This is a genomic window from Streptomyces sp. SBT349 (assembly GCF_001083795.1).
Lineage (GTDB): Bacteria > Actinomycetota > Actinomycetes > Streptomycetales > Streptomycetaceae > Streptomyces.
Window position 1 is genome coordinate 1 of record NZ_LAVK01000216.1, and the last position, 12,947, is coordinate 12,947.

At 72.5% G+C, this 12,947-nt stretch carries 13 protein-coding genes; 1 reads left to right on the forward strand and 12 read right to left on the reverse strand.

Annotation, left to right across the window (positions count from 1 at the left end; all coding sequences use genetic code 11):
- Nucleotides 1–47: 47 nt before the first annotated feature.
- From ADY01_RS23420 to ADY01_RS23470, 11 genes are all read right to left on the reverse strand, one after another.
- Nucleotides 48–989, reverse strand: a complete 942-nt coding sequence (locus ADY01_RS23420) for a C-terminal binding protein (protein ID WP_049577204.1) — start codon at nt 987–989, stop codon at nt 48–50.
- Nucleotides 986–2,155, reverse strand: coding sequence for a fumarylacetoacetate hydrolase family protein (locus ADY01_RS23425; protein WP_049577206.1), 1,170 nt, complete (start codon nt 2,153–2,155; stop codon nt 986–988). The genes ADY01_RS23420 and ADY01_RS23425 overlap by 4 nt, the downstream gene beginning before the upstream one ends.
- 10 nt (nt 2,156–2,165) lie before the next feature.
- Nucleotides 2,166–2,705 carry a gamma carbonic anhydrase family protein gene (locus ADY01_RS23430; RefSeq protein ID WP_049577209.1) on the reverse strand — a complete coding sequence of 180 codons (540 nt, stop codon included), beginning with the start codon at nt 2,703–2,705 and terminating at the stop codon, nt 2,166–2,168.
- Nucleotides 2,702–3,571 carry an amidohydrolase family protein gene (locus ADY01_RS23435; RefSeq protein ID WP_063784324.1) on the reverse strand — a complete coding sequence of 290 codons (870 nt, stop codon included), beginning with the start codon at nt 3,569–3,571 and terminating at the stop codon, nt 2,702–2,704. The genes ADY01_RS23430 and ADY01_RS23435 overlap by 4 nt, the downstream gene beginning before the upstream one ends.
- On the reverse strand, nt 3,571–4,401 hold the full coding sequence (locus tag ADY01_RS23440; RefSeq protein ID WP_049577215.1) for an enoyl-CoA hydratase: 831 nt from the start codon (nt 4,399–4,401) through the stop codon (nt 3,571–3,573). Before ADY01_RS23440 ends, ADY01_RS23435 begins: the two co-directional genes overlap by 1 nt.
- Entirely contained in the window at nt 4,398–5,603 is a 1,206-nt protein-coding gene (locus ADY01_RS23445) for a CaiB/BaiF CoA transferase family protein (RefSeq protein WP_049577219.1), read from the reverse strand. Before ADY01_RS23445 ends, ADY01_RS23440 begins: the two co-directional genes overlap by 4 nt.
- A gap of 52 nt (nt 5,604–5,655) precedes the next feature.
- A complete protein-coding gene (locus tag ADY01_RS23450; RefSeq protein WP_078900537.1) occupies nt 5,656–6,999 on the reverse strand; it encodes an ABC transporter substrate-binding protein in 1,344 nt (447 codons plus the stop codon).
- A gap of 10 nt (nt 7,000–7,009) precedes the next feature.
- A complete protein-coding gene (locus ADY01_RS23455; RefSeq protein WP_078900538.1) occupies nt 7,010–7,936 on the reverse strand; it encodes a carbohydrate ABC transporter permease in 927 nt (308 codons plus the stop codon).
- Nucleotides 7,933–8,931, reverse strand: a complete 999-nt coding sequence (locus ADY01_RS23460; RefSeq protein ID WP_049577224.1) for a carbohydrate ABC transporter permease — start codon at nt 8,929–8,931, stop codon at nt 7,933–7,935. Before ADY01_RS23460 ends, ADY01_RS23455 begins: the two co-directional genes overlap by 4 nt.
- A gap of 62 nt (nt 8,932–8,993) precedes the next feature.
- A complete protein-coding gene (locus tag ADY01_RS23465; protein WP_049577227.1) occupies nt 8,994–9,869 on the reverse strand; it encodes an NAD(P)-dependent oxidoreductase in 876 nt (291 codons plus the stop codon).
- Nucleotides 9,870–9,906: 37 nt separating this feature from the next.
- Nucleotides 9,907–10,593: an RraA family protein gene (locus tag ADY01_RS23470; protein WP_049577229.1), complete on the reverse strand. Its 687-nt coding sequence runs from the start codon at nt 10,591–10,593 to the stop codon at nt 9,907–9,909.
- Between the two features lie 145 nt (nt 10,594–10,738).
- Here ADY01_RS23470 and ADY01_RS23475 point away from each other — a divergent pair, with 145 nt between their 5' ends.
- Entirely contained in the window at nt 10,739–11,407 is a 669-nt protein-coding gene (locus ADY01_RS23475; protein WP_049577232.1) for a GntR family transcriptional regulator, read from the forward strand.
- Between the two features lie 112 nt (nt 11,408–11,519).
- Here ADY01_RS23475 and ADY01_RS23480 read toward each other — a convergent pair whose 3' ends face one another.
- Nucleotides 11,520–12,776 (reverse strand): L,D-transpeptidase, encoded by a 1,257-nt coding sequence (locus ADY01_RS23480; protein WP_078900539.1) that lies wholly within the window; start codon nt 12,774–12,776, stop codon nt 11,520–11,522.
- Nucleotides 12,777–12,947: the final 171 nt, after the last annotated feature.

The window sequence follows — 12,947 nt, forward strand, 5'->3', positions numbered from 1 at the left end:
GTGGAGCGACGGCGGGCCCGGGGGGAGCGGAAGGGGAGGACGGCGGGTCAGGCGACGCGGCAGCGCAGCGGTTCGCGACCCAGGGCGCGGGCGGCCTCCTCGGCGGCGAGGCGTTGCAGCGCGTCCAGCGACTCGTTCGAGTAGAACGCGGCGTGCGGGGTGAGGAGGACGCCGGGGGCCTCGCGCAGGGCGGCGTCCGGGGGCAGCGGCTCAGGGTCCGTCACGTCGAGCGCGGCGCCCGCGAGGTGGCCCGAGCGCAGCGAGGCGGCGAGCGCGTCGCTGTCGACGAGGGTGCCGCGCGCGGTGTTGACCAGGACGGCGCCCGGCCGCATCCGGGCCAGGTTCTCCCGGCCGATGAGGTGGTGGGTCTCCGGCGTGGCCGGGGCGTGCAGCGAGATGGCGTGCGCCTGGGCGAGCAGCTCGGGGAGTTCCACCAGCTCGATCCCGCCGTCGGGCGCCGCGTAGGGGTCGGTGGCGATGACGCGGAACCCGAAGGCGCGCAGCCGCAGGGCGACCGCGCGGCCGATCTGCCCGGTGCCGACCAGGCCGACGGTGGTGGCGGGGAAGCTGGGCAACGGGCCCACCGCGGCGGGGGTGGACCAGCCCTCGGCCCTGATGGCGCGGTCGTGGTGCGGCAGCCGCCGCAGCAGGGTGAGCAGGCAGGCGGTGGCGTGGTCGGCGACGGTCCCGGTGCCGTAGTCGGGGACGTTGGCGACCTGGACGCCGAGGTCGCGGGCGGCGGCGGTGTCCACGTTGTCGTAGCCGATGCCGTACCGGATGACCGTGGAGCCGGGGCGCAGCACGGCCAGGACGCCGCGGGTCATCGGGGCGAAGTTGACGAAGGCCACGTCCGCGCCGAGCAGCGCCTCGACGGTCTCGGCCTCCGTCGTGCAGTGGTGCTCGGCGAACTCGGCGCCGAAGCGGGCGGCGACCTCCCGCTCGTACCGGACCTGCCCGAACGCCTGGTCGGTGACCACGACGCGGGTCACAGCAGCCCCCGGGCCGCCAGGTTGCTCATGAGGGCGCGGACGCCGAACGTCCACGGCGGCGCCTGCTCGCTGTGCGCGACGGTGTTGACCAGCGTGCCCAGGCGCGGCGAGGAGATGCGCACCACGTCGCCGAGGTGGTGGGTGAAGCCCTGGCCCGGGGCGTCGCGGTCCTGGGTGGGGGCGAACATCGTGCCGGTGAACAGCATGATCCCGTCCGGGTACTGGTGGAGCCTGCCCATGGCCTGGGAGACGAGGTCCAGCGGGTCGCGGCTGATCTCACGGAGCGAGCTGACGCTCTCCAGCGTGAAGCCGTCGGTGCCGGTGATGGTCAGCGAGATGTCCAGGTCCCGCGCGTCGTCGACGGTGAAGTGCTCGTCGAAGAGGCGGATGAACGGGCCGATGGAGGTGGAGGCGTTGTTGTCCTTGGCCTTGCCGAGCAGCAGGGCGCTGCGGCCCTCCACGTCGCGGAGGTTGACGTCGTTGCCCAGGGTGGCGCCCACCGCGCGGCCCTTCGCGTCGACGGCCAGGACGAGCTCGGGCTCGGGGTTGTTCCAGGTGGAACGGGACCAGATGCCGATGTCGGCGCCCACGCCGACCGCGGAGAGCACGGGGGCCTTGGTGAAGACCTCGGCGTCGGGGCCTATGCCGACCTCCAGGTACTGCGACCACAGCCCCTCGGCGATCAGCACCTCCTTGGCCCGCGCCGCCTCCGCCGAGCCGGGGACCAGGTCGCCTATGTGGCCGCCGATGACCTCCCGGACCCGTTCGCGCACGGCGGCGGCGCGGGCCGGGTCGCCCGCGGCCCGCTCCTCGATGACGCGCTCGATCATGCTGCGGACGAACGTCACCCCGCACGCCTTGAGGACCTGGAGGTCGCAGGGGGCGAGGTAGTGGGGAACGTCGCGGCGGCCCGCCAGGGTGGCGGCCAGCACCGCGTCGGCCGACCAGGTGCGGGCGGCCGGGGCGAGGCGGGCGAACTCGGCGGCGCCCGGCCGGTCCAGGAGGTCGGCGACGGTGGCGGTGTGGTGCGTGAGGTCGGCCAGCTCGTCGCCGCGCAGGGCGACGACCACGGGGCCCTTCGACTCGGGGTCGTGGATGCGGGCGATGAGCGTGGCGCGTTCGGCGTCCTCGGGGAGGATGGCGGACTGGTGCGCGGTGAGATCCATGGGTGCGGGTTCAGCCTTCGGTGTGGTGAGCGGTGTGGGCGCCGGGGCCGGCGTAGCGGCGGGCCAGTTCACGGTAGTGGGCGGCGTTGGCGGAGACCCCCTCCGCCTCCTCGGGGGTGAGCGCGCGGCGGACCTTGCCCGGCACCCCGGCCACGAGGGAGCCGGGCGGCACCCGGACGCCCTCCAGCACGACGGCGCCCGCGGCGATCAGCGAACCGCGGCCGATGTGCGAGCCGTTGAGCAGCACGGCGCCCATCCCGATGAGGCAGTCGTCCTCGACGGTCGAGCCGTGCACGATGGCGCGGTGCCCCACGGAGACGCCCGCGCCGAGGAGCGCCGGGAAGCCGGGGTCGGCGTGCAGGACGCAGCCGTCCTGCACGTTGCTGCCGCGGCCGATCACGATGCGCTCGGTGTCGGCGCGGACCACCGTGCCGAACCAGAGGCTGGCCCCGTCGGCGACGGTGACGTCGCCGATCGCGGTGGCGGTCGGCGCCACGTAGGCGCCGGGGTCGATCGCGGGCCGGTGGCCGTCGAACGGGAGGAGGTTCATGGCAGGTGCACTCCGTACCAGCGGGCGGCGGTTGCGCCGCGGATCTCGGCGAGGCCGTCTCGGTCGACCCCTGCCCGGGACAGTACGTCGCCGAGGTCGGCCAGCGCTCCGGGGTAGTCGCGGCGGAGCAGCACGACGGGCCAGTTGGAGGCGAGCATCAGCCGGCCGGGCCCGAACACCTCGACGGCGTGGGCCACATGGGGCAGCAGCGCGTCGGCGTCCCAGCGCGGCCAGGCGGTGAGGACGTCGATGCCGACGGAGACCTTGCAGGCGATGCCCGGCTGCCGGGCGAGGGCGGTCAGCTGCGAGGCCCACGGCTCGCGGGCGCCGGACTCCACGGGCGGGCGGGCGAGGTGGTCGACGACGATCCGCAGGTCGGGAACGGCCTCGGCCAGCGCCGTCACCCGGGCCACCTGCTCGGCGGTGACCGGCACCACGTCCCAGGTCAGGCCGCGGGCGGCGAGGTCGCGGAAGAGGGCCACGGTGCCGGGGGCGGTGAGCCAGTCCAGGGGGTCGCGGGCGATCAGGGTGCGCACGCCGGTGAGCAGGGGGTGGGTGAAGCGGTCCAGCTCGGCGCGGGCGGCGGCCGGGTCCGCGAGCGGCAGCCAGCCGACGATGCCGGCCGCGAGGTCGCCCGCCTCGGCGGCGTAGGCGGCGAGGCGGTCGTTCTCCTCGGCGGTGTCGACGGACTGGACCAGGACGGTGGCGTCCACGCCCGCGGCGCGCGCCGCGGCGCGCAGGTCCTCCGGCCCGTAGTCGCGGTCGATGGCGTGGTGGTCGCCGGTGCGCCAGCTCTGGTGCTGGCGGGCGACGCGCCAGAAGTGGTGGTGGGCGTCGATCACGGGCGGGCTCGGGGGGTACGGCATCAGCGGCCCTCCCAGCGGGGGGTCTCACGGGCGAGGAAGGCGCGGACCCCCTCGCGGAAGTCGGCGCTGCCGTAGGCGCGCCGCAGCAGGTCGTCGGTGTCCACGGCCGCCGCCGCGGCGGCCAGCCTGCGGTCGGTCTCCTTGAGCCCGGCCAGGGTCAGCGGCGCGGCGGTGCGGAGCCGTTCGACCAGGTCCTCGGCCCGCGCGTCGAGCTCCTCGCGGTCCACGACGGCGTGGACCAGGCCCGCCGCCGCGGCCGTCGGGGCGTCCATCAGCTCGGCGGTCAGCAGCATCCCCAGCGCGCGGGCGCCGCCGAGCCGGTCCTTGAGGCGGGCGACGACGGGCGCGGGCAGCAGGTTGCCCAGGGTGCGGGCGATGGGGGCGCCGAACCGCGCGTCGGGGGTGGCGAGCAGCAGGTCGCAGGCGGCGGCCAGGGCGAGGCCCCCGCCGACCGCGGGGCCCTCCACCACGCCGACCAGGGGCGCGCGCAGCGCGAGGAGGCGCGCCAGGCTCCGTCCCACGCGCCGCTCGTAGGCGAGGCCCTGCTCGCCGCCCGACTCCTCGTCGAACGCGGTGAAGTGCCGGATGTCGGTGCCCGCGGCGAACGCCCTGCCGCCCGCGCCCCGCAGCACCACCACCCGCACGCCCGGCTCGTCGGCGAGGTCGCACGCCTCGGCCAGCCGGTCGTACATGGCGAAGGTGAGGGCGTTGCGGCGCTCGGGGTGGGACAGGGTGATGCGGACCACGTCGCCCTCGCGGACGGCCAGCACCTCTCCCCCGCCGGTCGCGCCGGTCGCGCCGGTTCCTTCGGTCCCGTCGGTCCCGCTCACTGGTCACGCTCCCTCTCCCGCTCCCGCGCGCGGCGGATCTCGGCGAGCACCTCGTCGGTGTGCTCGCCGATCACCGGCGGGTGCCTGCGGATGGTGGCCGGGCTGCGGTCGAGGGTGATCGGCGGGGCCAGCACCTTCACCCGGCCCGCGACCGGGTGGTCGATCTCCCGCACCAGGCCCCGGGCCTTGACGTGCGGGTCGTGGTCGAGGACCTGGGCGTAGTCGAGGATCGGCCCGGCCGGGACGCCCGCGGCCAGCAGGGTGTCCACCCAGACCTCGGTGTCGTCCTCGGCCAGCCGCTCCTCGATGAGTCCGGCGAGTTCGTCGCGATGGCGCATGCGGTCCATATTGCTCGCGAACCGCTCGTCCTCCGCGAGGTGGTCCAGGCGGAGCGCCCTGCACAGGCCGTGCCACAGCCGCTGGTTGTTCGCGCCGACGGTGAGGTAGCCGTCGCGGGTGCGCAGCGCCTGGTAGGGCCCCGACATGCGGTTGGCCGAGCCCAGCGGCTTCGGCGCCTCGCCGGTGGCCCAGTACTCGGTGGACTCCCACACCGAGAGCGCCACGATCGCCTCGAACAGCGAGGTCTCCACCCGCTGGCCCTCGCCGGTGCGCAGCCGGTGCAGGTAGGCGGCGAGGATGCCGCTGACCAGCAGCAGCCCCGCGCCCAGGTCGCCGACCGGCAGGCCGTTCTTCACCGGCCTGCCGCCCGGCTCGCCGGTGACGCTCATCGCGCCGGTCATGCCCTGCGCTATCAGGTCGTAGCCGGGACGCCCGGCATAGGGGCCGCTGCCGCCGAATCCGGAGATGTTGGCGTAGATCAGCCCGGGGTTGAGGGCGGACAGGGTCGCGTAGTCGACGCGGAGGCGCTCGGCGACGCCGGGGCGCCAGTTGTGCACCACGACGTCGGCCGTGCGCGCCAGGTCGTGCAGGTCGGCGAGGCCCTGCTCGGTCTTCAGGTCGAGGCACACGCTGCGCTTGTTGCGGTTGAGGGCGAAGAAGGCCGTGGAGTCGCGGCCCTCGCCGGTCTCGCCCCAGGAGTGCCGGGTCGCGTCGCCGCCGCCCGGGTTCTCCACCTTGATGACGTCGGCGCCGAGGTCGGCGAGCATCATGGTGCAGAACGGCCCGGCCATCACCTGGGTCAGGTCCACCACCCGCAGGCCGGCGAGGGCCGCGGCCGGCTGGGTGTCGGATTCGTCATGCATGGTGTCTCTTCCTGAGGGTCTCGTCCTGGAGTCTCGTCCTGGATCACGGGGGTCACATGGAGAGGCCGGCGTTGGCTTCCTCGAAGAACGAGTCGACGGCCTCGGGGACCGACTTCTTGCCGAAGGCCACGTCGTCGAAGGCGCGGCTGAACGCGGATTCGAAGACGCCCATGTAGCCGGGCGGGTAGAGCAGGTTCTGCGGGTCGCGGTCGACGATGTCCTGGTAGAGGGCGAGTTCACGCTTCTTGAGGTCGGGCAGCTCGGGGTCCTCCAGCTGCCGCTGGAGCAGCTCGGTGTTGGTGACCGCGCCGTTGTCGGAGGCGTAGGTGTCCCCGCTGCGCTCGTCGTTGGCCCAGAAGTCGATGAACGCGGCGGCCGTGGACACGTTGTCGCAGTTGCGCGGGATGGACAGGCCGGAGGAGATCAGCACGTTGCCGGTGCGGCCGTCGGGCCCGCTGGGCAGCGGCAGCGTGGTCACGCGCTGGCCCGGGTGGGCGCCGTCGAGCGCGCCCTGCACCGGGGTGAGCGCGTTGCCGGGGCCGCTGTCGCTCATCACGTCGCCCTGCGCCACATAGCCCGCCTCGGGGGACGGCGGCTGCTCGGCGACCTCGGCCGGGGAGTTGGTGAGCCCCTCGTCGTGCAGGCCGACCCACATGTTCCAGTACTCGGTGAGCAGTTCCCTGTCGAAGCCCAGCTGGTTGCCCTCGAACAGGTCGGCGCCCAGGCCCTCGACATAGGCGATGAAGAAGTTGGGCAGGCCGCCCTGGTAGTTGACCGGCGCGATGTCCTCCGGGAGACCGGCGTCGGCGGCCCGCAGGAAGTCGATGTAGTCCTCCCAGGTGTAGTTGCCCTCGGGCAGCTCGGCCCCGGCCTCCTCGGCGAGCGACACGTTGACCGTGAGCGCGTCGTAGGCGGCGCCGGTGGGCAGCATGTACAGCTTCCCGTCGGGGCCCCGGCCGGTGTCGAGGACGGGCTCGGGGATGTCGCTGACGTCGATGACGCCGGACTCGATCATCGGGTCGAGGGGCAGCAGCGCGTCGCGGTCGGTGAAGTCGTTGAGCGTGCGCGCCTGGAGCTGGGTGACGCAGGGCATGTTGTCGCCCGCGCCCTGGACGTTGAGGCGCTTGAAGTAGTTGCCCCAGTCGGCGGCCTCGCGCTTGACATGGGTACCGGGGAACTCCTCCTCGAAGATGTCGGCGACCTCGTTGGTGCGCTCGTTGCGCGAGGCGGAGCCCCACCAGGAGAAGCGGATGTCCCCGGAGACGTCCCCCTCGCCGCGCAGGTCGGCGGCCGAGTGGTCGGGCATCGGCTGCCCGCAGGCGGCGGTGAGCAGGGTCAGCAGCACGGCGGCGCCCGCCACCGGCCCCCGTCGGTACCTCGGAAAACGCAGTCTCATCGCGGTCCCCTCACTTCAGCCCGCTGGTGGCGATGCCCTCGATCAGGAGCTTCTGGGCGGCGATGAAGAAGCCGACCACGGGCACCAGGGAGAGCGTGGACATGGCGAACAGCGAGCCGTACTCGGACTGTCCTGTGGCGTCGAGGAAGGACGCGAGGCCCTGGGAGACCGTCCAGGTGTCGGGCTCGGTCAGGTAGAGCATGGGGCCGAGGAAGTCGTTCCAGGTGTTGATGAACGTGAACAGCGCCGTCGTGCCCAGCGCCGGTATGGACAGCGGGACGATGACGCGGCGGAAGATCCCCCAGTGGCCGCAGCCGTCGATGCGGGCGGCGTCGTCCAGGCTGGTGGGCAGCTGGCGGATGAACTGGACCATCAGGAAGATGAAGAACGCGTCCGTGGCCAGGATCTTGGGCACCACGAGCGGCAGGAAGGTGTTCACCCAGCCCAGCTGGTTGAAGAGGATGTACTGCGGGACCAGCGTGACGTGGTAGGGCAGCAGCAGGGTGCCGATGACCAGCGCGAACAGCGTCTTCTTGAACCGGAATTCGAGCCGGGCGAACGCGTAGGCGGTCAGGGCGCAGCTCACCATGTTGCCGACGATGCACAGCACGGTCAGGGTGAGCGAGTTGAAGAAGAACCGGGAGAAGTTGAGCTGGTCGCCTCCGCCCCAGCCGTTGGAATAGTTCTCGCCCGTGAAGTCGCCGGTCCACAGGCCGAGCGTGGTGAACACCTGGTTGTCGGGGCGGAAGGAGGCCCCGATCATCCACAGCAGCGGGTAGAGCATCAGGATCAGCGAGATGATCATCACGCTGTGGCTGACGAGGGAGCGCAGCAGCGGGCTGCGGGTCGGCCGGTTGCCGAAGAGCGGGCGGCGCGGACGCCCCCGGTGGGGCGGGCGCGGGGCGCGACGCGTGGTCGCCGTCGTGGTCGCGGTCATCGTTCGTCTCCGTAGTGGACCCAGTACCGGGAGCTGAGGAAGAGGAGCCCGGTGAAGACCGCGAGACCGAGGACGAGCACCCAGGCCATGGCCGCCGCGTAGCCCATGTTGAGCTGGGCGAAGCCCTGTTCGTAGAGGTAGAGCGTGTAGAAGAGCGTGGAGTCGGCCGGGCCGCCCGTGCCGTTGCTGACGACATAGGCGCCGGTGAACGCCTGGAAGGCGTTGACCACGCTCAGCAGCAGGTTGAAGAAGACCAGCGGCGACAGCATGGGCAGCGTGACGCTGCGGAAGCGCCGCATCGGGCTCGCGCCGTCCACGGCCGCCGCGTCGTACAGCTCCTGCGGGATCTGCCGCAGACCGGCCAGGAAGATCACCATGGCCGAGCCGAACGTCCACACCTGGAGCACGACGATCGTGTACAGCGCCGACTCGGGGTCGCCGACCCAGCTGCCGTGGTCGATGCCGATGGCGGCGAGGGCCTTGTTGACGATGCCCTCCTCGCCGAATATCTGCCGCCACAGCGCGGCGACGGCGACGCTGCCGCCGATGAGCGAGGGCATGTAGAACAGCGCGCGGTAGCCGGAGAGGAACCGCAGGCCGCGGTTGAGCACCATCGCCAGGAGGAGCGAGACGACCAGCAGCAGCGGCACGGACCACAGCACGTAGGTGAGCGTCACGTCGACCGAGGTCCAAAACCGCGGGTCGGTGGTGAACATCCGGTCGAAGTTCTCGAAGCCGATCCACTCCGGCGCGCTGGAGAGGTCGTACCGGGTGAACGCCAGATAGAGGGAGAAGAGCATCGGGCCGATGGTGAAGACCGCCATGCCGATGAGCCAGGGGGTGAGGAACGCGTAGGCGGCTCTGTTGTCCTCGGCGCTCCTGCGGCCCCGGCGGGCCTTTCGGCCCCCCGGGCCGGTGGGAAGGGGGTGGGGTGGCTCGGGCCTGGAGAGGGTGCCGGTCCCTCCCCGTGCCCCGCCCGCGTCGTTTTCCTTCATCGCAAAACCTCCGCTTGGGCGTGGTCGCGGTGCGCGGCGTGCTGTGGCGGCTGGTGCCGCGGTCAGCTCCGCCGCGCCGACCGGGCGTGGGCTTCCACGCGATCGGCCATGATCTGGGCGAGGAGCCCGGCCACCGGGAGGTTCACGCCCGCGGCGCGGGCCGCCGCGGTCACCTCCCAGAGGTCCTTGCTCCAGGGGCGTTCCGAGACGGGCGTGCCGCCCGTGTCGTACGCGGAGGCGACCTCGTCGAAGAAGCCCCAGTTCCGGGCCACCCACGAGTCGCCCAACCCGCCCGCGACCGCGGCGAGCACGTCCCGCTCGGCGATCCCATGGGCGGCCGCCAGGTCGATGGCCTCGTGGGCACCGGCCAGCGCGGCGAACATCATCAGCTGGTTGGCGAGCTTGGCCGCCGACCCGGCGCCCGAGGGGCCGACGCGCAGCACCTGGCTGCCGACGGTCTCCAGCACCGGGCGGGCGCGTTCCAGCACGTCGGCGTCGCCGCCGACCATCACGGCCAGGTCGCCCCGGGCGGCGCGTTCGGCGCCGCCCGAGACCGGGGCGTCCAGGAGGCCGACGCCCCGGTCGGCGGCGCGCGCCGCGAGATCGCGCGCCGTCCCGGGAAGGACCGTGCTGTGCAGCAGGACGACCGCGCCCTCGGACAGCAGGGGCAGCAGCTCGTCCAGCACCGCCCCCACCGCCGCGTCGTCGGGCACGGCGAGCGCGACGACCCCGCAACCGCCGAGGCCCGAGACCCGCTCGGCGACCTCGGCGGCTCCGGTGGCTCCGGCGCCCGACGCGGCGCACGCGCGGGCCCGTTCGGGCTCACGGTCGTGCAGCACCAGGCGCCAGCCGTCGTCGAGCAGGGCCTCGGCCATGGGGCGGCCGAGGTTGCCAAGACCGGCGAAGCCGATCCGCGTCGTCTCGCGCGTTACCGTCACTGCGGGGGTCCTTCCGGGGTACTTCCGGGGAGCGGAATCAGCGGACGGAGTCGTCCATCGGGCGGCCCAGCTTCTCGTAGATCGCTCGCCGGCCCCGCTTGTCGCCCTCCAGCTCCTGCCGGGCGTACTTCGCCACGGTCTCGGCGTGCTCCACGGGCACGGCCAGGACCCCGTCGCCGTCCGCCACGACGATGTCGCCGGGGCGGATCAGCACGCCGCCGATGTCGACGGAGACGTCCAGGGCGTCGAACTCGACCCGCCCCTGCACCATGCTCTGCGCGCGGTAGGCGCAGAAGATCGGGACCTGCTGCATGATGCACTCGTCGGTGTCACGGACACCGCCGCTGGTCAGGACGCCGGTGGCGCCCGCCGCGTGCCAGCCGAGGGAGTTGTTGGAGCCGATCTCGCCCACCGGCAGCCCGGCGGACTGCACGACGACGATGTCGCCCTGCTGGATGTGCGGGGTGATCTTGTCCGGGTAGATGTCGCGGTACCACTGCCCCGCCCACTCGGTGTACTCCTCGGGCGTGAGCGGCGGAACGGCCTTCTCGGTGGGCCGGAAGCGGATGGTCCTCGCGATGCCGGTCATCCTGGCGCCCTGCCAGAGCGGCGTGACCTCGGGCGAGACGGTGCCCTTGGCATGCAGTCCGGCCCAGTCGAGGCCGTCGCGGACGTCTGCGACCCGAAGGCCGTCGTAGAGGCGGAGCAGTTCAGCGGTCTCCATGGATACTCAATCCCATCGGTTCTGTCCCACCGGTTGGGGTGGGCGAACTATTGTCTACAATAGTCATCCGTCGGTGGCAAGACCCTGGGACGATGGGAGTTGTCGACCGTCACCGCGAGCCCCGTGATGTCCCGAAAGGCGGCCCATGGCTTCCCAGACCGCAAGCGAGCGCGAGCAGCTGAACCCGCCGAGCCTCGTCCAGCTCGCCGCAGGAGCCATCCGCAGGATGATCCTCTCCGGCGAACTCGGCCCGGGTGAGCGGCTGATCGAGCTGGCGCTGACCGACCGCCTCGGCATCAGCCGTCCCCCCCTGCGGGAGGCGATGCGCCTGCTGGAGCAGGAGGGCCTCATCCTGGTGCAGCCACGGCGGGGCGCGACGGTGGCGACGCTCACCGACCAGGACGTCTACGAGATCCTCACCCTGCGCTCGGCCCTGGAGCGCACGGCCGTCGAACTCGGCGTGCCCGTGCGGATACCCGAGCGGCTCGACGCGTGCCGGGCGGCGCTGGGGCGGATGGAGGAGGCGGCCCGCGCCGAGGACCGGGCGGCGCTGGTGGAGAGCGGGTACGCGTTCCACGCCTCGATCGTGGCGGTGGCGGGACACCGCAGGATCGACGAGATCTACGCGTCGCTGCACCGGCAGTTGCTGCTGTGCATGGCGCGGAACCTGCATGTCCGCGAGCGGTACTACGAGGACCTCGACGTGCATGTGGCCCGCCACCGCCACCTGCTGGAGCTGATCGAGGCCGGGGACCCGCGGGCGGTGCTTGAGGAACTGGCGGTCCACGGCGAGCGATCGTTCTCCCAGCGCTGACCGCCGATTCCCGGGCGGGAACGGCCGGGACGACCGGAACGGCCGGGAACGGCGAAGCGCCACCGCGTGGCAGGTGCGGTGGCGCTTCGGGGGTCGGGCGGGGCGGGGCGGCTCAGAGAGCGCTGCCCGCCTGCCAGTCGGCCCAGCTCAGGTTCCAGCCGTTGAGCCCGTTGTCCGGCTGGATCTCGCGGTCGGGCGAGTTCACCACGATGATCACGTCGCCCAGGAGGGACTCCTCGAAGAACCAGGCCCCGTCGGTGCCACCGTCGTCGGCGCCCTGGGCGTCGTCGAGCCCTATGCAGCCGTGACTCGTGTTGCTGCTGCCGAAGACCGAGTCGGCGGCCCAGTAGTTGCCGTGCACGAAGGTGCCCGAGGTGGACAGCCGCATCGCGTGCGGGACGTCCGGGATGTCGTACTCCCCCTCGCCGTCGTCGGCCTCGAAGCCGACGGTCGCCCCGTTCATCCGGGTCTCCTTCAGCTTCTCGGAGATGACCATCGTCCCGTTGTACGTCGGGTTCTCCTCGCTGCCCGCGGAGATCGGGATGGTGCGCAGGCTCTCGCCGTCGCGCACGACCTCCATCCGGTGACTCTCCGCGTCCACGGTGCTGACCTGGGCGCGGCCCACGGTGAAGGTGAAGGTCCGGCTCTGCCAGCCGACGACGCCGTCGCCCGCCTCGGCCCCGTCGAAGTTCAGCGAGACGCTAACCTCGGAGTTCGCCTGCCAGTAGTCCTCGGGCCGCAGGTCGAGGCGGGTCTCGCTGAACCAGTGGCCCACGACCTCCTGGCCGCTGCTCGCGTTGACCTCGACCGCGGCCTCGATTGCGGCCCGGTCGGTGATGGGCTTGTCGAAGTTCAGCGAGACGGGCATCCCCACGCCCACGGTGGCGCCGTCCTCGGGCGTGAAGTACCCGGTGAAGCTGTTGTCCGGCGAGACGGTCGTGAACGACCTGCTCTCGTGCGCCTCGCGGCCCTCGCTGTCGCTGGCCTGCACGGCCAGCGTGTAGCGGGTGCCCCGTTCCAGCTGGGCGTCCGGCTGCCAGGTGAGCTGGTCGTCGGATATCGTCCCGGCGACCTCGGCGCCGGTCTCGGTCGCCGTCATGGCGACCTCGTCCAGGACCCCGTCCTCGACGGCCACGCTGACGTCGTCGTTGATCCCGACGCCATCGGTGCCGTCGTCCGGCGTGATGGAAATCACGGCCGTCGAGGTGTCCGCGTCCTCGGCGGCGCGGTCCGCCTCGCTCTGCTCGGAACCGCCCCCGGAGTCCCCGGACTCGTCGTCTCCGCCACCGCTGCACGCCGTCAGTGTCAGTACCCCGCTGAGCAGCGCCGCCGCCGCCATCAGGCTCTTGCGCCGCATCCCGTCCCTCATCAGTTCGCTACTCCGTCCGCTGCCGCGTCTCCCGGAGGACATCAGGAAGAACGCCGATTCGGCGGCAGCCGGTTCCACTTTAGGTGAATCCGTTCGATGGATCGTACGTTCGACTCATCCCCCGTCAGCCGTCCCGCACCACCGAGTCCGCCGCCTCCCACCGCCCCACCC